This is a genomic window from Salipiger sp. H15, assembly GCF_040409955.1.
In the GTDB taxonomy this organism is placed as follows: Bacteria; Pseudomonadota; Alphaproteobacteria; order Rhodobacterales; family Rhodobacteraceae; genus Salipiger.
Window position 1 is genome coordinate 2574322 of the sequence record NZ_CP123384.1, and the last position, 22483, is coordinate 2596804.

The 22483-nt window shown below is 69.6% G+C and carries 20 protein-coding genes and 1 tRNA gene; 17 read left to right on the forward strand and 4 right to left on the reverse strand.

The features are described 5' to 3' along the window. Positions 1-46 precede the first annotated feature (46 nt). From PVT71_RS12495 to PVT71_RS12515, 5 genes are all read left to right on the forward strand, one after another. A complete protein-coding gene (locus PVT71_RS12495) occupies positions 47-559 on the forward strand; it encodes a hypothetical protein (RefSeq protein WP_353472112.1) in 513 nt (170 codons plus the stop codon). 90 nt (positions 560-649) lie between these two features. Next, complete coding sequence (locus PVT71_RS12500) at positions 650-1249, forward strand: superoxide dismutase (RefSeq protein ID WP_353472113.1); 600 nt, start codon at positions 650-652, stop codon at positions 1247-1249. A gap of 168 nt (positions 1250-1417) precedes the next feature. Further along, on the forward strand, positions 1418-2170 hold the full coding sequence (gene cobA / locus PVT71_RS12505) for a uroporphyrinogen-III C-methyltransferase (protein ID WP_353472114.1): 753 nt from the start codon (positions 1418-1420) through the stop codon (positions 2168-2170). Between the two features lie 83 nt (positions 2171-2253). Continuing rightward, a complete protein-coding gene (locus PVT71_RS12510; RefSeq protein ID WP_353472115.1) occupies positions 2254-3021 on the forward strand; it encodes an SDR family NAD(P)-dependent oxidoreductase in 768 nt (255 codons plus the stop codon). A 156-nt stretch (positions 3022-3177) separates the two neighbouring features. Continuing rightward, the gene (locus PVT71_RS12515; protein ID WP_353472116.1) at positions 3178-4197 is read left to right on the forward strand and encodes an LLM class flavin-dependent oxidoreductase; all 1020 of its coding nucleotides are present in this window, start codon (positions 3178-3180) and stop codon (positions 4195-4197) included. A gap of 24 nt (positions 4198-4221) precedes the next feature. On the opposite strand, the gene PVT71_RS12520 is transcribed toward PVT71_RS12515, so the two are convergent. After that, positions 4222-5307, reverse strand: a complete 1086-nt coding sequence (locus PVT71_RS12520) for a cache domain-containing protein (RefSeq protein ID WP_353472117.1) — start codon at positions 5305-5307, stop codon at positions 4222-4224. A 456-nt stretch (positions 5308-5763) separates the two neighbouring features. Between PVT71_RS12520 and PVT71_RS12525 the strand changes: the two genes are divergently transcribed. The 3 genes from PVT71_RS12525 to PVT71_RS12535 all read left to right on the forward strand — a co-directional run bounded on the left by PVT71_RS12525 (position 5764) and on the right by PVT71_RS12535 (position 9078). Beyond that, complete coding sequence (locus PVT71_RS12525; protein ID WP_353472118.1) at positions 5764-5937, forward strand: hypothetical protein; 174 nt, start codon at positions 5764-5766, stop codon at positions 5935-5937. Positions 5938-6321: 384 nt separating this feature from the next. After that, entirely contained in the window at positions 6322-6774 is a 453-nt protein-coding gene (locus PVT71_RS12530) for a (2Fe-2S)-binding protein (RefSeq protein ID WP_353472119.1), read from the forward strand. Between the two features lie 3 nt (positions 6775-6777). Then, positions 6778-9078 (forward strand): molybdopterin cofactor-binding domain-containing protein, encoded by a 2301-nt coding sequence (locus tag PVT71_RS12535; RefSeq protein WP_353472120.1) that lies wholly within the window; start codon positions 6778-6780, stop codon positions 9076-9078. A gap of 229 nt (positions 9079-9307) precedes the next feature. Here PVT71_RS12535 and PVT71_RS12540 read toward each other — a convergent pair. Then, a tRNA-Ile gene (locus PVT71_RS12540) sits at positions 9308-9384 on the reverse strand. A 428-nt stretch (positions 9385-9812) separates the two neighbouring features. On the opposite strand from PVT71_RS12540, the gene PVT71_RS12545 reads away from it, so the two are divergent. Next, complete coding sequence (locus tag PVT71_RS12545) at positions 9813-10226, forward strand: universal stress protein (RefSeq protein ID WP_353472121.1); 414 nt, start codon at positions 9813-9815, stop codon at positions 10224-10226. Positions 10227-10279: 53 nt separating this feature from the next. Next, positions 10280-11932 (forward strand): BCCT family transporter, encoded by a 1653-nt coding sequence (locus tag PVT71_RS12550; RefSeq protein ID WP_353472122.1) that lies wholly within the window; start codon positions 10280-10282, stop codon positions 11930-11932. A 76-nt stretch (positions 11933-12008) separates the two neighbouring features. Here the strand turns inward: PVT71_RS12550 and PVT71_RS12555 are convergent, their stop codons facing one another. After that, positions 12009-12518 (reverse strand): N-acetyltransferase, encoded by a 510-nt coding sequence (locus PVT71_RS12555; RefSeq protein ID WP_353472123.1) that lies wholly within the window; start codon positions 12516-12518, stop codon positions 12009-12011. A gap of 254 nt (positions 12519-12772) precedes the next feature. Between PVT71_RS12555 and PVT71_RS12560 the strand changes: the two genes are divergently transcribed. The 7 genes from PVT71_RS12560 to PVT71_RS12590 all read left to right on the forward strand — a co-directional run bounded on the left by PVT71_RS12560 (position 12773) and on the right by PVT71_RS12590 (position 21475). Then, a complete protein-coding gene (locus PVT71_RS12560; protein ID WP_353472124.1) occupies positions 12773-13972 on the forward strand; it encodes an aminotransferase class V-fold PLP-dependent enzyme in 1200 nt (399 codons plus the stop codon). A 143-nt stretch (positions 13973-14115) separates the two neighbouring features. Beyond that, the gene (locus tag PVT71_RS12565; protein ID WP_353472125.1) at positions 14116-15537 is read left to right on the forward strand and encodes a deoxyribodipyrimidine photo-lyase; all 1422 of its coding nucleotides are present in this window, start codon (positions 14116-14118) and stop codon (positions 15535-15537) included. Positions 15538-15682: 145 nt separating this feature from the next. Beyond that, positions 15683-16126 carry a TrgA family protein gene (locus PVT71_RS12570; RefSeq protein WP_353472126.1) on the forward strand — a complete coding sequence of 148 codons (444 nt, stop codon included), beginning with the start codon at positions 15683-15685 and terminating at the stop codon, positions 16124-16126. A gap of 5 nt (positions 16127-16131) precedes the next feature. Beyond that, a complete protein-coding gene (locus PVT71_RS12575; RefSeq protein WP_353472127.1) occupies positions 16132-17241 on the forward strand; it encodes an NUDIX domain-containing protein in 1110 nt (369 codons plus the stop codon). A 59-nt stretch (positions 17242-17300) separates the two neighbouring features. Beyond that, positions 17301-18335 carry a cysteine synthase A gene (locus tag PVT71_RS12580; protein ID WP_353472128.1) on the forward strand — a complete coding sequence of 345 codons (1035 nt, stop codon included), beginning with the start codon at positions 17301-17303 and terminating at the stop codon, positions 18333-18335. Further along, a complete protein-coding gene (locus PVT71_RS12585) occupies positions 18332-20749 on the forward strand; it encodes a DUF3772 domain-containing protein (protein WP_353472129.1) in 2418 nt (805 codons plus the stop codon). Before PVT71_RS12580 ends, PVT71_RS12585 begins: the two co-directional genes overlap by 4 nt. A 9-nt stretch (positions 20750-20758) precedes the next feature. Continuing rightward, positions 20759-21475 carry an alanyl-tRNA editing protein gene (locus tag PVT71_RS12590; RefSeq protein WP_353472130.1) on the forward strand — a complete coding sequence of 239 codons (717 nt, stop codon included), beginning with the start codon at positions 20759-20761 and terminating at the stop codon, positions 21473-21475. 39 nt (positions 21476-21514) lie between these two features. On the opposite strand, the gene PVT71_RS12595 is transcribed toward PVT71_RS12590, so the two are convergent. Continuing rightward, positions 21515-22462, reverse strand: a complete 948-nt coding sequence (locus tag PVT71_RS12595; protein WP_353472131.1) for a DMT family transporter — start codon at positions 22460-22462, stop codon at positions 21515-21517. Positions 22463-22483 lie beyond the last annotated feature (21 nt).

Genomic DNA, 22483 nt, shown 5'->3' on the forward strand with positions numbered 1-22483 from the left:
GCCCGTAGCGTCAGCGGCAGTGACCGAGAAGGACAGGGGCGACCGGATGAGACCAATTGCACGTGCCGCCGCCCTGTTGTCCTGCCTGCTTGCGGCACCGGTTTCGGCCGATCAGCACGTCGTCGCGACCGCGCCGGCGCAGAGCCTCGCGGCCAAGGCGATGGTGCCGGCGCAGTCGGTCTCGGCCAGCGCGGTGGGCTTCCTGTGCCTCCTGCGGGTCACCAACAGCCAGAGCTGGGTGCCGCCGGTGGTCTTCATCGCCTATGATCCCGAGAACGGCCGGGTGGTGATCTCGGATCCCATCGCGCTCTTTCACAACGGCGGGCTGCCGGTGCTCGGAAAGCTCGCCATGGACAGCAAGGCGCGGCTCAGCTTCACCTGGGATTACCCGGTGGGGATGAACGCGCAGCAGACGCGCAAGATGCTCTACCGGGCGGGCATCGACAAGGCCACGGGCCGGGTCACGGTGACCGCCATCCCGGCCGGATTCGACGCGATATTCCAGGCAGATGGCCAGTGCGAGGTGCAGAGCCTCAACGAGCTGGCCGCAGAGCCCTGAGTGCGATGGTGCACCATAGTTCGCTTGACCTCGCGTGTGGCAGGTCTAGGAATACACCCAAACTTTACCGACAGGCGAAAGGAAACGCATATGTCCTTTGAACTTCCCGATCTTCCCTATGCCCACGATGCGCTGGCGTCCAAGGGCATGTCCAAGGAAACGCTGGAATATCACCACGACCTGCACCACAACGCCTATGTCACCATGCTCAACAAGCTGGTCGAGGGCACCGAGTGGGCCGGCAAGTCGCTGGAAGAGATCGTCAAGGGCACCTACCAGGCCGGCGCGGTTGCCCAGAACGGCATCTTCAACAACGCCTCGCAGCACTGGAACCACACGCAGTTCTGGGAAATGATGGGCCCGGGCGAGAACGCGCTTCCGGGTGAGCTCGAGAAGGCGATCGCCGAGTCCTTCGGCACCTTCGACAAGTTCAAGGAAGACTTCGCCGCTGCGGGCGCGGGCCAGTTCGGCTCGGGCTGGGCCTGGCTGGTCAAGGACACCGACGGTGGCCTCAAGATCACCAAGACCGAGAACGGCGTGAACCCGCTCTGCTTCGGCCAGACCGCGCTGCTCGGCTGCGACGTGTGGGAGCACTCCTACTACATCGACTTCCGCAACAAGCGCCCGGCGTACCTTGCGAACTTCCTCGACAACCTGGTGAACTGGGAAAACGTGGCCTCGCGCCTGTGATCTCCTGACCAGGGTTGAGTTTGCGACGCCCCGTGCCGAAAGGTGCGGGGCGTCTGCTTTCGGGCGTCTTCCGCCGCGATTCCCGCAGCTTGGGGCGACGCGTCGCTTGCGCTGCCCCGGCGCGCGGCGTAGCACGGGGCGCAGTCCTTGACCGATCGCGGAGGCCCCATGTCCGGCTTTGTCAGTTTCGTCTCCTCCGGCCCCGGAGATCCCGAGTTGCTGACCGTGCGGGCGCTCAAGTGCCTGCAGAAGGCCGATGCGGTGCTCTATGACGATCTCGCCTCGGGGCCGATCCTCGAGCTTTGCGCCGAGGGGACCGAGATGGTCGCCGTCGGCAAGCGCGCCGGATGCCCCTCGCCGAAGCAGGAATTCGTCAGCGCGCTGCTGGTGCAGCACGCGCTTTCGGGCCAGCACGTGGTGCGGCTGAAGTCGGGTGACGCGGGCATCTTCGGACGGCTCGAGGAAGAGATCGCCGCGGTGACCGAGGCGGGGATCCCCTTCGAGGTGGTGCCGGGCGTCACCTCTGCCTCGGCTGCCGCGGCTGCCGCCGCCATGCCGCTCACCCGCCGCCTCACCGCGCGGCGGCTGCAGTTCGTCACCGGCCATGACGTGACCGGCGCGCTGCCCGAGCAGATGAACATGGCCGCGCTCGCCGATCCCGAGGCGGTGACCTGCCTCTACATGGGGCGGCGCACCTTCTCGAAGCTGGCCGAGCGGCTGATCGCCGCCGGGATGCCGCCCGAGACCCCGGCGCTGATGGCCGAGAACGTCAGCAAGGAGGGCCAGCGCATGGTCCATTCGACCGTGGCGGAACTGGGCGAGGCGCTGAAGGAAGCGCCGAGCCGGGCGGTGGTGATGATCCTCTACGGCGCGCTGGCGACGCCGGTGCTGGACGCGGCAGAGCGCATTCCGCCGCGCTGACGCAACGTCGCGACGGCCCGCGCTGGACGAAGCGCGCCGCGCGCGTTTCAACTCCGCCCCGAGGACAAATCGGGAGGAGTATCATGCAGATCGACGCGAAACTTGTGGCCGTGGTGTCGGGCGGCGCCTCGGGGCTGGGGGCCGCCACAGCGGCGCGGCTCGCGGGGCTGGGCGCCAAGGTCACGCTGCTCGACCGGGACGCCGAGCGCGGGCCGGTGACGGCGGCGGAGATCGGCGGGCGGTTCATCGAGACCGACGTGACCGACCCCGCGAGCATCGCCGCGGCGCTGGCGCAGGTCATCGAGGCCGAGGGCGCGCTGCACGTCGCGGTCAGTTGTGCGGGCATCGCGCCGGGGGCCAAGACCGTCTCGCGCGGCGCGCCGCATGACCCGGCGCTTTTCGCCCGGGCGATCGCGATCAATCTCACCGGCACGTTCAACCTCGCCTCGCAGGCGGCGGCGCTGATGGCGAAGAACGACCCGCTCGACGCGGACGGCAGTCGCGGGGTGATCGTCAACACCGCCTCGGTCGCGGCCTACGAGGGGCAGGTGGGGCAGGTGGCCTATGCCGCCTCGAAGGGCGGCGTGGTGGGCATGACCCTGCCCATGGCGCGCGATCTCGCCTCGCTGGGGATCCGCGTCTGCGCCATCGCCCCGGGGCTGTTCCTGACGCCGATGATGCAGGGGCTGCCGCAGGAGGTGCAGGACAGCCTCGGCCAGCAGGTGCCTTTCCCGGCGCGGCTCGGCAACCCGTCGGAATACGCCGCGCTGGTGCAGCACATCGTCGAGAACCCGATGCTGAACGGCGAGGTGATCCGGCTCGACGGCGCGATCCGCATGGCGGCGCGCTGAGCGCATTTGTGCTGGCGCACGGGGCGCATTTGTGCAGGCGCACGGGGCGCATTTGTGCAGGCGCACAGGGCGAGCCGGCCTTTGTGCGCCTGTGCAGGGTGACGGTGCGGGGCGGCGGGACCTATATCGGGGGTCAACACGATCCAGAGGTGCCGCATGACCCGCATTCCCTTCAGCCTGCTCGACCTTTCGCCGGTCCCCGAGGGCAGCACCCCGGCCGAGGCGCTGGCCAACACGCTCGACCTTGCCCGCCACGCCGAGGGCTGGGGCTACAAGCGCTACTGGCTGGCCGAGCACCACAACATGCGCGGCATCGCCTCGGCGGCGACGGCGGTGGTGATCGGGCAGGTGGCGGCGGCGACGAAGACCATCCGCGTCGGCGCGGGCGGCATCATGCTGCCCAACCACGCGCCGCTGGTCATCGCCGAGCAGTTCGGCACGCTGGAAACGCTGTTCCCCGGCCGGATCGACCTCGGCCTCGGCCGCGCGCCGGGCTCGGACCAGGTGACGGCCATGGCGCTGCGCCGCAACATGAGCACCGCCGCCGACCGTTTCCCCGAGGACGTGATCGAGCTCTTGGGCTATTTCCAGGAGGCCGAGGAGCACCAGCCGGTGCTGGCCGTGCCGGGCGAGGGCACGCATGTGCCGGTCTGGATGCTTGGCTCGTCGCTCTATGGCGCGCAGCTGGCGGCGCATCTCGGGCTGCCCTACGCCTTCGCCTCGCATTTCGCGCCCGACGCGCTCGAGCAGGCGATCGACGTCTACCGCACCCGCTTCCAGCCGGGCGTGACCCGCGAACCGCGCTTCATGCTGGCGGCGAACGTCTGGGCCGCTGACACCACCGAGGAGGCGATCCGCATCAAGTCCTCGCAGCAGCAGGCCTTCATCAACCTGCGCACCGGCCGGCCCGGCCGCCTGCCGCGCCCGGTGGCCGACATCGCGGCGCAGACCGATCCGCGCTTCCTTGCCATGGCGAACTCGGCGCTGCGCATCTCGGCGGTCGGCGACCGCGACAAGGTGGGGGCAGAGCTCGAGGAGCTGATCGCCCGCTACCAGCCGGACGAGCTGATCCTCACCGGCATGATCCACGATCACGCGGCGCGGCTGAAGAGCTTCGAGATCGCCGCCGGGATCCTCGGACAGGAAAAAGGCGCAGCGACCGAACGCTGCGCCTGATCCCCTTGCTGCTCCGTGCCCGGCTTACGGCTTGGCGCGGAGCGACTGGATCTGGGTCTGGAGCCGTGCGAGCACGGCCGAGAGCAGCATGCTCTCGCGGGTGCTCTGCTCCTCGCGCGGGTAGACCATCTGGCCGTCGGCAAGCGCCGTGGCGGTGCGGATGAGGCGCTGGAAGGGACGGGTGAGGTAGCGGAAGAGCACGCTCACCGCGATCAGCACCGTCAGCGAGATCCCGGCGATGATCAGGTTGATCATCCGCATGAAATCCGGAAGCGCCGCGCCGAAGCTGTCCTCGCGCACGTCGACGATCAGCGTCCAGCCAAAGCCCGGCATGGTGTCGAGCGTGAAGTTCGGCAGCACCGCGTAGAGGTGGCCGGCGTCGCTGCGGTGCAGGCGGGTGCGGTCGGCGTCGGGACGGCCGGCGAGGATCAGCCCCTCGACCCGCGCGGGCAGCTCGGCTTCGGGATCGGGGCGGGTGTCGACGAGGGTGCGGCCCTTGCGGTCGCGGATCAGCGCCGCGAGGTCGAGCTCCTTCGCCGCCTCGGACATGTACTCCTGAACCCAGGACATGCGCAGGCTGTAGACTGCCACGGCCTGCGTGTCGCCGAAGCTGTCCTTCACCGGCATCGAGATGTTGATGAGGCTCACCTCGTCATCCTTGCCCTCGTTGCGGACGTAGGCGTTGCCCACGGTCTCGCCGGCGAAGCCGGAGCGGAACCAGTTGCGTTCGGACACGTCGTCGCCGACGCGCTCGCCGTGCGAGCCGGCGATGACCAGCCCGTCGGGCGAGGCGAAGCCGGCCCAGGCGATCTGGCCGCCGGCGCGGGTGACGGCATTGGCGAAGTCCTGCATCTCGGCGGGGTCGGAATAGGCGGTGCGTTCGGCGACGGCGCGCAGAGAATCAAATTCCCGGGTGATCGCCTTGTTGAAGGTCTGTGCCAGCGCCTGCGCGCCGCGAAGGCCGAGCTCGCGCTGCAGCTGGACCTGGTATTCCTGTGCCTGCCAGCGAATGCCGAAGATGGCCGCCGCGGTGGCGGAGACCAGCACGAAAAGCAGCACCCCGAGGAAGGAAGTGGTGATTTTCGGGTGACGATCGAGACGATCCGGCATGGGCTACCCTTTCCCTGTACGCAACTGCTCCAAACCGCCGCCGGTCTTTCTGGTTCCGGTCTTCGCGATCTTGGTTAATCAAACCTTAGAAGCGGGGGAGGGAAAAACTGTGATTGAACTGTGGCGGAAATGGGTCGAAATCGCCTTTCAGGTAAATGATTGTTGATTGAGTAGGGGCTAATGTCGCCTGCGCGACACGTCCCCGGCGATCGTTGCCGTTGGGCGCGCGGTCCTTCCCGGCTCCGGCGCGGCGGGACTGCATCTTCGCCGGGCCATGGCAGGGCCGGGACCGGCGCCAATTCGCCTGTGCCGCCGGTTTCCCGGCGGGCTTCCCCGGCCCGAGGGCACGCGCGCTTGCCCGGTCCCGCCGACATCCGCAGTATCGGGCACAGGAATTGAACTCGGGCGCGCCGGCCGCATCGTCAGGGCCGGCAGATTTTTGCAGGGAGAACTTCGATGAGCGTGAAGGTCAGCAAGAACGTCAAGGGTGGCAGCGTGTCGGTCGGCAGCGGCGGCGCACATGCCAAGGTCTCGGGCAAGGCGGGTTCGGTGAATGTCGGCAAGAAGGGCGTGAAGGCGAACGTCAAGATCCCCGGGACCGGCGTCAGCGTCAGCAAGAAGATCAAGTGAGCGCGCCCGGGCTGCCCGAAACCTATCCGGGCAGCCTTTTCCGGGACCGCATCGGATCTCCGCGCGCGCGCTCTTTCAGCGCAGGACTTTCGGACCGACAGGCGGCATTCCGGGGCGCCGGGGTGCATCGCCCGGAATGCGCGTGGCCCAAAATCCGTTTGCGGAAAATCCAGTCTCTCCAGGACCTTCCGGGGTGACTTCTCCCGACTGACATGCCTAGGCGGGACTGCAATCCCGCCTGCCGATTTCCCCGGTGCTGAGCGGGTGGGCATTCTGTGTTAGCATTGCGCAGATTGGCGGCGATTCTGAACTGAGCGTCACCCTGTATTTCAATTCGCCCGTTTCATTCCGGCCGCCCAAGAATTTCAATTGCGGGAGGAAGAAATGACCACCATTACGCTGAACGGCACCCAGCGGGACTTCGACGAAGATCCCGCCATGCCGCTGCTCTGGGCCATCCGCGACATCGCCGGGCTCACGGGTACGAAATACGGCTGCGGCGCCGGGCTCTGCGGGGCCTGCACGGTGCATGTCGAGGGCAAGGCGGTGCGCGCCTGCCAGACCAGCCTTGGCGCCGTCGAGGGCAAGGCCGTCACCACCATCGAGGGGCTCGACCCCGAGGGCAACCACCCCGTTCAGGTCGCGTGGCGCGATCTCAACGTGCCGCAATGCGGCTTCTGCCAGCCCGGCCAGATCATGCAGGCGGCGGCCTTCCTCGGCGAGACCCCGAAACCCACCGACGACCAGATTCTCGCGGCCATGTCCGGCAATGTCTGCCGCTGCGGCTGCTACCAGAGGATCGTCGAGGCCGTCCGTCACGCCAGCACGGGGATCTGAGCCATGCTGAACTATCTTGAACCGCTGATCGAGAGCGCCGCCGCCCGGGTGCGGCTGGCCAAGGTCACCCGCCGGGGCTTTCTCGGCACCACCGGCGCCTTCGCCCTTGCCGCCTACGCGGTCCCGGCGCGCGCCTTCGACACCTATGCCACCGGCGGGGCGGGCATGGAGCACGGCATCGTCGAGGACCCGCTGGTCTTCGTCTCGATCGACCCCGATGGCACGGTGACGCTGGTCGCGCACCGCTCCGAGATGGGCACCGGCAGCCGCACCTCGATCCCGATGGTCATGGCCGACGAGATGGAGGCCGACTGGTCGCGCGTGAAGATCGTCCAGGCACCGGGCGACGAGCCGAAATACGGCAACCAGGACACCGACGGCTCGCGCTCGATGCGCCACCACATCCAGATGGCGCGCAAGATCGGCGGCGCGGTGCGCACCATGTTGGCCCGCGCCGCGGCGGCGGAATGGGGTGTCGATCCCTCCGAGGTCACCGTCGAGATGCACGAGGCGAAGGGGCCCGCGGGCCAGAGCCTCGGCTTCGGCGAGCTGGCCGCGGCGGCGATGACCCAGCCGGTCCCGGCGCACGAGGAGGTCACCTACAAGACCGAGGACCAGTTCCGCTACATCGGCAAGGGCGAGGTGCAGATCATCGACCTGCACGACATCACCACCGGCAGCGCGGTCTACGGCGCCGACGTGGTCCTGCCGGGGATGAAATACGCGGTGATCGCCCGCCCGCCGGTGGTCGCGGGCAAGGCGCTGTCCTACGACGCGACCGAGGCGCTGGCCGTCCCCGGCGTCGAGAGCGTGCACGAGATCCCCTATGTCTCGATGCCCGTGCAGTTCTCGCCGCTCGGCGGCATCGCCGTGGTCGCCAGCAACACCTGGGCCGCGATGCAGGGCCGCGACAAGCTGAAGATCGAGTGGGAGGCCGGGCCGAACGGCGGCTACAATTCCGAGCCCTACATGCAGGAGATGATCGCCACCTCGGAGAACCCCGGGACGGTGGCGCGCGACCAGGGCGACGTCGAGGCGGCGCTTGCGGGCGCCGCGAAGACCTTCACCGGCACCTACACGCAGGATCACGTCGCGCATATCCCGATGGAGCCGCCGGCGGCGATCGCCAGCTACACCCCGGACGCGCTCGAGATCTGGGCGCCGGTGCAGAGCCCCTACACCACGCGCAAGGACGCGGCCAAGGCGCTGGGACTCACCCCCGAGCAGGTCACGGTCAACGTCACGCTGCTCGGCGGCGGCTTCGGGCGCAAGTCCAAGGCCGACTACGTCACCGAGGCGGCGCTGCTCTCGAAGGAGGTCGGCGCGCCGGTGCGGGTGCAGTGGACGCGCGAGGATGACGTGAAGCACTCGTTCTACCACACCACCTCGGCGGAGCGGATCGACGTCGCGCTCGACGAGGCGGGCAAGGTCACCGGCTGGCGGCACCGCTCGGTGGCGCCCTCGATCCTGTCGACCTTCGCCCCGGACGAGGGCAACGTGCTGCCGATCGAGCTGGCCATGGGGATGACGGACCTGCCGTTCGACCTGCCGAACATCCGCTGCGAGCATGGCAAGGCGCTGGCCCATACGCGCATCGGCTGGTTCCGCTCGGTGTCGAACATCCCGCACGCCTGGGCGATCGGCTCCTGCGTCGGCGAGCTGGCCAGCGAGCTCGGCAAGGACCAGCGGCAGATGTGGCTCGAACTGATCGGCGCGCCGCGCACGCTCGACCTCGCGGCCTCGGGCCTGCCGGGGGACTTCTGGAACTACGGCGAGCCCATGGCCGAATTCCCGATCGAGACCGGGCGGCTGGCCAACGTGCTCAACGTCGTGGCCGACGGCATCGGCTACGGCAAGGACCTGCCCGAGGGCGAGGGCATCGGCCTTGCCGTGCACCGCAGCTTCGTCTCCTACGTCGCCTGCGCGGCGCGGGTGAAGGTGGCGGACGGCAAGATCACCGTCCCCGAGATGCACATGGCCATCGACTGCGGCTTCGCCGCCAACCCCGAGCGCATCCAGAGCCAGCTGCAGGGCGCGGCGGTGATGGGCATGACCGTGGCGCTGCACTCGGGCATCACCTTCGAGGACGGCGCGGTGACGCAGTCGAACTACTACGACTACGACGTGGTGCGGTCCGACAACTTCCCGACCGTGGTCACCCATATCGTGCCGCACCCGTTCTCGGTCCATGCGACGGGCGTGGGCGAGCCCGGCGTGCCGCCGGTGGCACCGGCCATCGCCAACGGCCTCTTCGCCGCCACCGGTGAGCGCCGGCGCCACCTGCCGATGGGCGTCGACGCCTGACACTCAGCGCCCCGCGCCGGGTCAGACGGCGCGGGGCGGGACGGCGGGCGAGGATAACGCCCGGTCAATCTGCCTGATCGGTGACGTGCAACGCTGCCTTGAGGCAAGGGCAGGGTGGCTGATGAAGACGGACCGCTGGAGCCTTTGCCCCCATGCACAGGCCTGTCGGTCGCGCACGGCCGCCGCCGCGCGGGGGACGACTCGCCATGGCCTCGATGCTGGGGTGTTCTGGTAGGCCCGGCAGGACTTGAACCCGCAACCAAGACGTTATGAGCGCCCTGCTCTAACCAATTGAGCTACAGGCCCACCGTGGTGCCTGAGTAGCATTCCCGTCCTGCCGGTCAAGTGGCCTTCTGCCTGCCGTTGCGCCGGGCGGGGGGCAAGGCCTTGTTTCCCTTGACCGAAGCCCGGCGCCGGCAGCGGCGCGCAGCGGGGGCTTGCCCCCGGGAAAGCCGGGGCGCGACGGCCCCCGATGCGGAAGGTTTCGCGATTTTATCGGCTTCCGGCCTTTCCCTCACGCAATCGTGCGCTAGCTCGTCCGGTGTCGACGCGCCGCGCTCCCAGGGGGAACCGGCGCGGTGCGGTGCCTGCAGGCACCGTCCGAGGCGCGGTCGGAAACATTCCGGCGCGCGCTCCAGCAGCAGGGATGGGCGCGCGCAAGCCCGCCGGCATCCCTCGAAACCGCAAGCCCATAGGCCGGCCTCGCGCCGGCCGTACCGAAGACGGAGCGAGCCATGTTCACCCGCATCATGGTCCCTGTGGATTTGACCCATGCCGACCGGCTCGCGAAGGCGCTGACCGTCGCGGGCGATCTTGCCGCGCATTACGGCGCGCGGCTGGTCTTCGTCGGGGTCACCGCGGCCTTGCCCTCGGGAATTGCCCGCACGCCGCAGGAATACGGCGAGAAGCTCGACGCCTTTGCCAAGGCGCGGGGCCTCGCCGCGGGCGTGCCCGCCGAGGCCCATGCGGTGACCACGCATGACCCCGCGGTCGATCTCGACCCGGCGCTGGTCGCCGCAGTGAGCGAGACCGGCGCGGATCTCGTGGTCATGGCGAGCCACGTTCCCGGGCTTGCCGACCATTTCTGGCCGTCGAACGGCGGCACCATCGCGGCGCGGGCCAAGGTCTCGGTGCTGCTGGTGCGCTGAGGGCGCGACGACACGAGACGAAAAACGAAAGAAGGAAAAAGGAGGGTCCACGCGTGAGCGACACTTCACAGGCCCCGGACCAGGGCATCCCGGCACCGGAGGGCGCCGCGGACATCATCGACACCGATTACGAGATCGGCCAGGACAATATCGAGGCGCAGTTCGGCCCCTTCGGGCTCGACATCCACAACCCGGTCTTCGTGATCTCGGGGGCGGTGGTCGTCGCCTTCGTCTTCTACACGCTGGCGCTGCCGGAGCAGGCAGGGGCGATCTTCAGCTGGCTGTTCTCGTTTGCCACCAAGACTTTCGATTGGTTTTTCCTCGGCGCGGCGAACATCTTCGTCATCTTCTGCCTGCTGCTGATCGTGACGCCCATGGGCTCGGTGCGGCTCGGCGGGGCGGAGGCGACGCCCGACTACGGCTACGCGGGCTGGTTCGCCATGCTCTTCGCCGCGGGCATGGGCATCGGGCTCATGTTCTTCGGCGTGCTGGAACCGGTCTACCACATGGCGGTGAGCTCGCCGCTCGGCGTGCCGTCGCCCTTCGACGCGGACGGCAACCTCATTCCCGAGAACGTCGAGGCGGCCAAGACCATCGGCCTTGCCGCGACGATCTTCCACTGGGGGCTGCACCCCTGGGCGATCTACGCGGTGATGGCGCTGGCGCTGGCGCTGTTTTCCTACAACAAGGGCCTGCCGCTGACCGTGCGCTCGGCCTTCTACCCGCTGCTGGGCGAGCGGGTCTGGGGCTGGCCGGGGCACATCATCGACATCCTTGCGGTCTTTGCCACGCTCTTCGGCCTTGCCACCTCGCTCGGCTTCGGCGCGCAGCAGGTGAACGCCGGGCTCAACCACGTCTTCGGCCTGCCGGTCAGCGCCACGATGCAGGTGGTGATCATCACCTTCATCACCTCGATCGCGCTGGTCTCGGTGGTGCGCGGCCTCGATGGCGGGGTGAAGGTGCTCTCCGAGATCAACATGATCCTCGCCGCGGCGCTGCTGCTCTTCGTGCTGCTGGTCGGCCCGACGCTGCTGATCTTCACCGATTTCGCCAGCGGGCTCTGGGCCTATCTCGTCGACCTCGTGCCGCTGTCGAATCCGGTGGGCCGCGAGGACACCGACTTCGTGCAGGGCTGGACCGCGTTCTACTGGGCGTGGTGGATCAGCTGGTCGCCTTTCGTCGGCATGTTCATCGCCCGCGTCAGCCGCGGCCGCACGGTGCGCGAGTTCCTCATCTGCGTGCTGATCATCCCGAGCCTCGTCTGCGTGCTCTGGATGGCGGTCTTTGGCGGTGCGGCGATCGACCAGGTGCTGAGCGATCCGGCGGGGAGCCTCGTGAAGGCCAACGTCATCGACGACTACAACCCGCCGCTGTCGCTCTTTGCCATGCTCGAGGCGTTGCCGCTCTCCTCGATCACCTCGGTGCTGGCGGTGGTGCTGGTGATCGTCTTCTTCGTCACCTCGTCGGACTCGGGCTCGCTGGTCATCGACACGATCACCGCGGGCGGCAAGGTCGACGCGCCGGTGCCGCAGCGGGTGTTCTGGGCCTGTTTCGAGGGGGCGGTGGCGATCGTGCTGCTGCTCTCGGCCGGGGGGCTGTCGTCACTGCAATCGATGGTGATCTCGACCGGATTGCCGTTCACGCTGGTGCTGCTGGTCATGTGCCTTGCCATCTGGCGCGGGCTGCAGGCCGAACGGCGGGTGTGAGTTCACCCGAACGGAGAACAGGCGCGGGCCCCTCGGGGCCCGCGTTTCGTTTGTGCGGGAAGGGCCGAACCGCCGCTCACTCCAGCCCGAAGGCGGCGTGGTAGCGCAGCACGCCCTCGGGCATCTCGGCGCCGAAGGGCAGGGCGAGAAGCACCTCGGGCGGCACGCCTGCGAGCACCAGCCCGGGCGCCTGGCGGAAGCCGAAATGCCCGTAGAAGGCCGGGTTACCGACCAGCACCACGCCCTTGCAATGCGCCGCACGAAGCTCGGAGAGGGCGGCGCGCATGAGCGCCGTGCCGATGCCGCCCCGCTGCCGCCCGGGCACGACCGAGATCGGCCCCAGCCCCTGCCAGCCATGGTGCCCGTCCACCTCGACCGGCGAGACGGCGACATGGCCGACCAGCGCGCCACCTTCCTCGGCCACCAGCGAGACGGTGAGCGCCCCGGCCGAGCGCAGGTCCTCGACGATCTGCGCCTCGTGGCCGCTGGCATGTTCGGCGCTGTCGAAGGCGCTCGTGGTCAGGGCCGAGATCGCCGCGGCCTCCTCCGGTCCCTCGGTCCTGATGTGGATGCTGCCGGTCTGCATGGTGCTCCTCCTCGCTGCGCCGCTGCGCGCGGTGGCGGTGGTCGGGGCCGCCCGCCAGCCACGCATGATGACATGATAGCGCCGCCGGGCAACGGGGCGATGACCCCGGGGCCGCGCGGCGAGGGGACCGGCGCCTCCCCGCCGCCCCCCCCGCGGGGATCATGCCATCCCGCGCGCCTTCGGTCACCTCCGCCGCCCCTTGACCCTTCGCGGCGCCGCGGCTTTTCTGCGCGCAAACCCCAATGGAGCGTTTCATGCTGGATATCGAGTTCACCCGCGGCCTTTTCCCGGCCTTCTCCGAGCCGTCGCTGCAGGGGCTGGCCTTCTTCGAGAATGCCGGCGGGTCCTACACCTGCGGGCCGGTGATCGACCGGCTGACGCGCTTCTACCACGCGCGCAAGATGCAGCCCTACGGCCCCTATGCTCCCGCGCGGGACGGCGGCGCCGAGATGGACGAGGCGCGGGTCCGCATGGCCGCGCTGCTGGGGGTCGAGACCGAGGAACTGAGCTTCGGCCCCTCGACCAGCGCCAACACCTTCGTGCTGGCCAATGCCTTCCGCCGGTTCCTGAAGCCGGGCGAGGCCATCATCGTCACCAACCAGGACCACGAGGCCAACTCGGGCCCCTGGCGGCGGCTGGCCGAGGAGGGGATCGAGGTCCGCGAATGGCGCATGGACCCCGAGACCGGCCACCTCGACCCGGCCGCGCTCGCCGACCTGCTGGACGAGAAGGTGCGGCTGGTCTGCTTCCCGCATTGCTCGAACGTGGTGGGCGAGATCAACCCGGTCGCCGAGATCTGCGCCATGGTCCACGCCGCCGGCGCCTTTGCCTGCGTCGACGGCGTCAGCTACGCGCCGCACGGCTTCCCCGACGTGGGCGCGCTCGGCGCAGACATCTACCTCTTCTCGGCCTACAAGACCTACGGGCCCCATCAGGGCCTGATGGTGATCCGCCGCGCGCTCGGCGAGCTGCTGCCGAACCAGGGCCACTATTTCAACGGCGGCACGCTCTACAAGCGCTTCACCCCGGCGGGCCCGGACCATGCGCAGGTCGCGGCCTGTGCCGGGATGGCCGACTACGTCGACGCGCAGGCGGCGCACCACGGCACCGACGCGCGCGGGGTGGCGGCGCTGATGCGGGCACAGGAGGTGGCGCTGACCAAGCCGCTGCTCGACTACCTCGCCGGGCGCAACTCGGTGCGCCTGCTGGGCACGACCGACGCCGAGCGCCGCGCGCCGACCATCGCCGTCGAGCACGCGAAACCCGGCCTCGCGCTGGCCGAGGCGCTGGCGGAGCATGGCATCATGGCGGGCGGCGGCGATTTCTATGCGGTGCGCGCGCTGCAGGCGCAGGGGGTGGAACCCGACAAGGGCGTGCTGCGGCTCTCCTTCACCCATTACACCACCGAGGCCGAGGTGACGAAGCTTCTGGAGGCGCTCGACGCGGTGCTCTGAGCGCGGCGCCTCCGGCAGCGCCGGATCTGCGTATTTGGAAAGAGAAGAAGGGGCAGGGCGCGGCCTTGCCCCCGGCGGGCGGCGCGGGGGCTTGACCTCGCGCCGTTGCGGGACAGTTCTGCGTCAATCAAGGAGGTGCCCGCATGGCCGATGTTTCCCCGACGATCGTCTGGTTCCGGCGCGACCTGCGCCTGTCGGACCATGCCGCGCTGGCGGCGGCGGTGGCGCGCGGCGGGGCGGTGATCCCGGTCTTCCTGAGCGACCACACGGTCGACGCGCTCGGGGCGGCACCGAAATGGCGGCTGGAGCGGGGGCTGGCGGCGCTCATGGCGGCGCTGGAGGAGAAAGGCACGCGGCTGGTGCTGCGCGCGGGCCCGGCGCGCGAGGTGATCCCCGAACTGGTGCGCGAGACCGGGGCGGGCGCGGTCTTCTGGCAGCGCGCCTATGACCCGGCATCGGTCGAGCGCGACACGGACGTCAAGGCGCGGCTGAAGGACGACGGCATCGAGGCGCGGAGCTTCGAGGGGCACCTGCTGTTCGAGCCCTGGACGGTGGCGACGAAGCAGGGCGGTTATTACAAGGTCTACAGCCCTTTCTGGCGCGAGGTGAAGCACCGCGAGGTGCCCGCGCCGGTCGCGGCGCCCTCGCAGCTGGCCGCGCCCGCGCGCTGGCCCGAGAGCGCGGCGCTGGAGGACTGGCAGCTTGGCGCCGCGATGAACCGGGGCGGCGCGGTGCTGGAGCACTACGTCTCGGCGGGCGAGGCGGCGGCGCTGGCGCGGCTCGGCACCTTCATGCGCGACGGCGTCGCGGAGTACGGCGAGACCCGTGACCGGCTCGACATGGAGGGCACCTCGCGCCTGTCGGGATACCTCAGCCTTGGCGAGATCAGCCCGGCGCGCTGCTGGCACGCGGGGCTGCGGGCAGAGGCCGAGGGCAAGGCGGGCGCGGGAAAGTTCCTGTCGGAACTGGCGTGGCGCGAGTTCGCCTACCACCTGATGTGGCACACGCCGCATATCCTCGAGGAGAACTGGCGCGAGGACTGGCGGGCCTTTCCCTGGAAGGAGGACCGGCGGCTGCGCGAGGTGCGGCTCTGGGAACAGGCGCGCACCGGCATGGAGGTGGTCGATGCGGCGCTGCGCGAGATGTATGTCACCGGCTACATGCACAACCGCGCGCGGATGATCGTGGCAAGCTACCTGACCAAGCACCTTTTGGTGCACTGGCGCATCGGACAGGCGTGGTTCGACGACTGCCTAATCGACTGGGACCCGGCGGCGAACGCCATGGGCTGGCAATGGGTGGCGGGCTGCGGGCCGGACGCCGCGCCCTATTTCCGCGTCTTCAACCCCGAGACCCAGGCCGAGAAGTTCGACCCCAAGGGCGCCTACCGCCGCCGGTGGATCGCCGAGGGCCAGGCAGAGCCGCCGCGGACCGCGCGCGACTATTTCGAGGCGGTGCCGCGCAGCTGGGGGCTCGACCCCGCGGCGGATTACCCCGAGCCGGTGGTCTCGGCCCGGGACGGGCGCGAGGCGGCGCTGGCGGCCTACGAGGCGCGCGACTTCTGACCCCCGGGGCCCGGAACCGGGGGCCGGAAAAATGCAACAGCCGGATGACGTCGCGGACGCTCGGGCGGTCTGCGGCTTGCATCGGCGCGGGCTGCGGCGGTAGCCTCTGCACGGTATTTGACTATTGTTTTCGGGGAGGTTTTGCATGACCACCGCTTCGCGCCTCGTGGCTGCCCTCTGTCTTGCCGGCCTGGCTCTGATCGCGTCCCGCTACATCATGACCGCGCTGATGCCGGCGAGCACGGTCTTCGGCTATTTCCTCTGGGTCAACGTCGCGCTCGGCTTCGTCATCGGCTGGAAGTCGCTCGGCATCCGCGTCGGCCGGGGCATGGCGAACGGCATCTCCGCCGGGATCACCGCCACGGTGCTGCTGGTGTTCTGGGGAATTGCCGCGCAGGCGATCAACGAGATGCTTCGGCTGGCGATGCGCCACCGGTACGACGGGCCGATGGAGGCCGTGGTCGGGATCTTCGAACTCTTCCTTGATTTCGCGGGCCACCTGTTGGACGGAGGGTTCGTCGGCCTGATGGCGCTGGGGGCGGTGCTCTCCGGCGCGCTTGCGGAGCTGGCAGCGCGAAGCTGGAGATGAGCTGAATGAAGATTTTCCTGTCCGGCATGCTGGCGCATCCCGGGCTGCTGGCGATCGTCCTCGATCGCCCGGCCGAGCTGGCGCCCGCGGTCCTGCCGGACCATGCGGTGCGTGCCCCCGTGGGCGGCGCCGACCTGCTGACCGCGCTCTGCGCCGCGCCGGGTGAGGAGGCGCCCGGCGGCGTCCTGCGGGACGCGGGCGAGGCGGATCTCGAGCGGCTCTGCTACTTCACCGGCTGGCAGGAGCAGGAGTTCTCGGGTCTCGCGCTGACGGGTGAGGACGGCCCCGTGCTGGCGCGCATCGACCCGGCCTGCGCCGGCGGGTTCTGGGACGGCGCCGCCTGGGAGGCCGAGGGCGCGGCGCTCGGCTGCGAGATCGCGCGGGAGATCATGCGCGGCCACGGACGGCGCCCGGCCGCGATGGTGCGCAGCATCCGGCCCTACCTTGCCGCGCGGGCCTGGGCGCGGGCGCTCGCCGACCGCGAGACCCCCTGCACGCTGCGCTCGGACCGCACGCGCGAGGGCGCGGTGCGGATCCTGTCGGACCGCTCGGCGCATGACGGGTTCTTTCGCATGCGCGCCTTCAGCCTGCAGCACGAGCGGTTCGACGGCACGATGTCCGAGGTGGTGCAGCGCGAGGGCTTCGTCGCCTATGACGCGGCGCTGGTGCTGCCTTACGATCCGGCGCGCGACCTCGTGCTGCTGATCGAGCAGATGCGCTACGGCCCGATCCTGCGCGAGGACCGCCACCCCTGGGTGCTGGAGCCCGTTGCCGGGCTGGTCGATGCCGGCGAGAGCCCCGAGGACTGCGCGCGGCGCGAGGCGGTCGAGGAGGCCGGGCTGCAGCTCGGCGCGCTCGAGCCGATGGTGCGGGTCTATGCCTCGCCCGGCTACACCAGCGAGTTCTTCCACTGTTTCCTCGGCCTGTGCGACCTTGGCGGCCACGAGGGCGGCATCGCCGGTCTCGACAGCGAGCACGAGGACATCCGCAGCCACGTCCTGCCCTTCGATCACGCGATGGAACTGGTGGAGAGCGGCGAGATCAACGCCGGGCCGCTGGCGATGATGCTCCTGTGGCTGGCACGCGCGCGTGAGAGGCTCCGTTCGGCGGCTTGAGGTCACCCGGCGTCTGCCCTACACCTGTCCACCAGCGAATTGACGAAGTGGAGAGACCCATGCGCGTGGCACAGGATCTGGCGCAGGCCGTCGGACATACCCCGATGATCCGTCTGAGGAAGGCCAGCGAGATCACGGGATGCGAAATCCTCGCCAAGGCCGAGTTCATGAACCCGGGCCAGTCGGTGAAGGACCGCGCGGCGCTGTACATCATCAAGGACGCGATGGAGAAGGGCCTGCTCGAGCCGGGCGGCACCATCGTCGAGGGCACCGCGGGCAACACCGGGATCGGCCTCGCGCTGGTCGGGGCCTCGATGGGCTTCCGCACGGTCATCGTGATTCCCGAGACCCAGAGCCAGGAGAAGAAGGACATGATCCGCCTGGCCGGTGCCGAACTGGTGCAGGTCCCCGCGGCGCCCTACCGCAACCCCAACAACTACGTGCGCTACTCGGGCCGCCTGGCCGAGGAGCTGGCGAAGACCGAGACGCACGGCGCGATCTGGGCCAACCAGTTCGACAACGTCGCCAACCGCCTGGCGCATCTCGAGACCACCGGCCCCGAGATCTGGGACCAGACCGGCGGCAAGGTCGACGGCTTCATCTGCGCCGTGGGTTCGGGCGGCACGCTGGCGGGCACCGCCATGGCGCTGCAGCCCAAGGGCGTGAAGATCGGCCTCGCCGACCCGATGGGCGCGGCGCTCTACAGCTACTACACCACCGGCGAGCTGAAGGCCGAGGGCGACTCGATCACCGAGGGCATCGGCCAGGGCCGGATCACCGCGAACCTCGAGGGCTTCACCCCCGATTTCGCCTACCAGATTCCCGACGCCGAGGCGCTGCCGGTGGTCTTTGACCTGCTCTCCGAGGAAGGTCTCTGCGTCGGCGGCTCGTCGGGCATCAACGTCGCGGGCGCGATCCGCATGGCCCGCGAGATGGGCCCGGGTCACACCATCGTCACCGTGCTCTGCGACTATGGCACGCGCTACCAGTCCAAGCTCTTCAACCCGGGCTTCCTGCGCTCGCGCGATCTGCCGGTGCCGGGCTGGCTCGACCGCTCGCCCGCCTCGATCCCCGGCGTGTTCGAGGACGTATGATTGCCCTGATCCGGCACCTCCTTGCCGCCGTCGCGGTGACCCTGCTCTGTGCGACCCTCGCGGTCGCGCAGACGCAGGACATCGACTATGACTCCTGGTCCAAGCTGGCCGGGCAGGCCGAAGGGCTGCTCGACGCCGAGGACGTGACCGTCAAGCAATACGAGGAGCTGCGCAGCAATGTCGCGGGCTGGCGCGACGGGTTCCTGCGCGCCGAAAGCACCAATGCCTCGCGCATCGAGACCCTGCAGCAGCAGCTCGACTCGCTTGGTCCCGCGCCCGCCGAGGGCGAGTCCGAGGCGCAGGACATCGCCACCCGCCGCGCCGACCTCAACCGCCAGCTGTCGGACGCGCAGGCGCCGGTGCGCCGCGCGCAGGAGGCCTATACCCAGGCCAACGGGCTGATCGGCGAGATCGACAAGAAGATCCGCGAAATGCAGACCAGCCGGCTGCTGACGCTGGGACCATCGCCGCTGAACTACCAGCTCTGGGGGCAGGCGGCCAACGACGTGGTCTCGGCCGGCAACTCGCTGGTGCAGGAGGTGCGCGACAACATCGCCTCCGAGAGCAAGCGCGCCGCGGCGCGCGAGAACCTGCCGGTGATCGTGCTGCTGGTCGGGCTCGCGGGGCTGCTGCTGCTGCGCGGCCCGGGCTGGGTGCACCGGATCGAGGAATGGCTGCGCCGCCGCACGCGCCGCGGCACCGGCGTCTGGCGCTTCCTCGCCTCGCTGGGCTCGATCATCGTGCCGCTTGGCGGGCTTGTCCTGCTGGTGGTGGCGGCGCAGATCTCGGGCCTGCCCGGGACCAACCTCAACGTCGTGCTGATCACCGTGCCGATCTGGGGGCTGGTGCTGCTCTACATCCGCTGGCTGGCGGGGCAGAGCTTCAACAGCGACGACGACATCGCCACCATGCCGCTGCCGAGCTGGCAGCGCACCGAGGCCTGGCTCTACTCGTCGGTGCTGGCGATCCTCTTCGTGCTGCGCGGCATGGGCGAGACCCTGTCGGAACTCTTCAAGTTCTCGGACGAGACCGAGGCGGTGCTCGACTTCCCGCTGATCGTGCTCTCGGCGCTGATGCTGTTCCGGCTCGGCCACATCCTGTCGGGGCTCAGCCACGCCGAGGCCGAGGACGGCGACGGCACGCTGCTCGAGGGCTCGACCTTCCGCATGCAGCTGGCGCGGCTGATCGGCCGGCTGGCGATGCTGCTGGCGGTCTTCGGCCCGATCATGTCGGCCGTGGGCTATCACCGCGTCGGGCAGGGCATGGTCTTCCCCGCGGTGCAGTCGTTGTCGCTGCTGGCGCTGGTGCTGGTCCTCCAGCGCTTCGTGAAGGACCTCTACGCGCTGATCACCCGCAAGGATCCCGACGACAGCCTGATCACCGTGCTGGCCGGGCTCGTGCTCATCCTGCTCGCGCTGCCGATGCTGGCGCTGATCTGGGGCGCGCGGGTCGCCGACATCACCGAGCTCTGGGCGCGCTTCCAGGAGGGCTTCCTGCTCGGCGACGCGCGCATCTCGCCGACAAGCTTCCTGACCATGCTGGCGGTCTTCGCCATCGGCTACGGCGTCACGCGACTGCTGCAGAGCGGGCTGCGCAGCTCGATCCTGCCGAAGACCAAGCTCGACATCGGCGGGCAGAACGCGGTGATCTCGGGGCTCGGCTACGCCGGGGTGATGCTGGCGGCGCTGCTGGCGATCACCGCCGCGGGGATCAACCTCACCGCGCTCGGCTACGTGATCTCGGCGCTCTCGGTCGGGATCGGTTTCGGCCTGCAGAACATCGTGCAGAACTTCGTCTCGGGGATCATCCTGCTGATCGAAAGGCCGATCAGCCAGGGCGACTGGATCGAGGTCGGCACCAACCAGGGCATCGTCAAGGACATCTCGGTGCGCGCGACGCGGATCGAGACCTTCGACCGCACCGACGTGATCGTGCCGAACTCGGACTTCATCTCGGGCACGGTGACCAACTTCACCCGCGGCAACGTCATCGGCCGGGTCTTCGGCGGCGTCGGCGTGGCCTACGGCTGCGACACGCGCAAGGTCGAGGACATCCTGCTGCGCATCGTGCGCGAGCATGACATGGTGTTGCTGAACCCCGAGCCCTCGGTGGTCTTCGCGCGCTTCGGTGCGGATTCGCTGGAGTTCGAGTTCCGCGCCATCGTCCGCGACGTGAACAAGAAGCTGAAGATCCTGTCGGACATCAACCACGAGATCGCCCGGCGCTTCGCCGAGGAAGGCATCGAGATACCCTTTGCGCAGCGTGACATCTGGCTGCGTAACCCCGAGACGTTGTATCCGCCTCGGGACAGGTCCGGGGAAGCCTCCGCGGATGCAGAGGCCCCGGCGGACCGGGGTGGGGAGACACCCGGCGACGCGCAGGACAGCCCTGCCGCCGGGCCGGAAAAGAAGTAGGAGAACGAGTTGACGGTGCGTCTGTTCCTTGAGGACGCCTATCGCCGCGAGGCGCAGGGCGAGGTTGTCGGTCTGACCGGCGAGGGCGGCATCGTGCTCGATGCCTCGCTCTTCTATGCCACGAGCGGCGGCCAGCCCGGGGACAGCGGCACGCTGCGCTGGCCGGGCGGCGAGATCGAGATCGCCACGGCGGTGAAGGGCGAGGGCGAGACCATCGTGCTCGTCCCCGCCGAGCCGAAGCCGCTGCCCTACGTGGGGGCGCGGGTGACGCAGCAGGTCGACTGGGAGCGGCGGCACAGGCACATGCGCGTGCACACCGCGCTGCACCTGCTGTCGGTGGCCCTGCCGCTGCCGGTGACCGGCGGGCAGATCAGCGCCGGCAAGGGCCGGCTCGATTTCCTGATGCCCGAGCCGCCCGAGGACCGCGAGGCGCTCGAGGCGATGCTGAACGATTTCGTCGCCCTCGACCTGCCGGTGACCGAGAGCTGGATCACCGAGGCCGAGCTGGCCGCCAACCCCGAGCTGGTCAAGACGATGAGCGTGCAGCCGCCGCGCGGCGCGGGGCGCATCCGCCTCGTGCGGATCGGCGAGGGCGCGGGCCAGATCGACCTGCAGCCCTGCGGCGGCACGCACGTGGCGCGCACCGGCGAGATCGGGGAGCTGCGGCTCGGCAAGATCGAGAATAAGGGAAAGCAGAACCGGCGGGTCAACCTGCTGGTCGGCTGAGGCCGCGCCTCGGCACCCCGCGCGGCGCGGGTCGAGAGGTCAGGGAAGAGGGGGCTCCGCCCCCTCGGCGCTGCGCGCCTCACCCCGGGCGTATTTGGAAAGAGAAGAAGGGCCGGGCGCTTCGGCGGCGCGGCGGCGCGTGCCGAGGATGTAGAGCGCGAGGCTAGTGACCACGAGGGCGCCGCCGAGCAGCATGCGCGGGCTCGGCGCCTCGCCGAGGAAGGCCCAGACCCAGACCGGGCCCAGCACCGTTTCCAGCAGCATCAGCAGGCTGACGTTGGCGGCCGCCGTGTGGCGCGAGGCGGTGCTGAGGCAGAAGAACGAGACCGGCAGGATCACCAGCCCGGTGGCGAGGATCGGCAGCACGTGGCCGGAGGTGAGCACCCCCGCGGGCGCCAGAAGCGCGCCACAGCTTCCCGAGATCAGCGCGCCCGTGCCCATGGCGGGCAGCAGCGGCAGCGCCGGGGCGTGGCGCAGGGTGACGAAGCTGAGCCCGAGGGTGAGCGCCACGCCGAAGCCGCAGAGCGCCCCGGCGAGCGTGCCCGGACTGGCCGCGAGGTCGGACTTGCCGCTCACCGCGAGGGCGATGCCGATGAGCACCGCGCCCATGGTGATCCAGGTGGCGCGGCTGGTCGCCTCGCCGTAGAGCAGCCGCGAGAGCGCCGCGGCGCAGACCGGCATGGTCGCCACCGCCAGCAGCACCACCGCCACCGGCGCCATGGCGATGCCGAGCGAGAAGAGCGCGGCATTGGCGCTCTGACAGGCGATCACCGTCAGGCCCGGGCGGGTCAGCAGCCGGCCGAGCCGGCGCGGTGCCGGAGTCGTGGCGAGGAAGATCGCCCAGAAGGTCAGCCCGAGCGCCAGCCCGCGCCAGGCCAGCATCGCCACCCCTTCCAGCCCGGAAAGCCGCATGAGCAGGGTGTCGGGCGTCAGGACGAGGGCGCCCAGGGCGGCGAGCCCCAGGCCGTAATAGGGGGGTCTTTGCATTCGGGCCTTCGGTGGTGATGC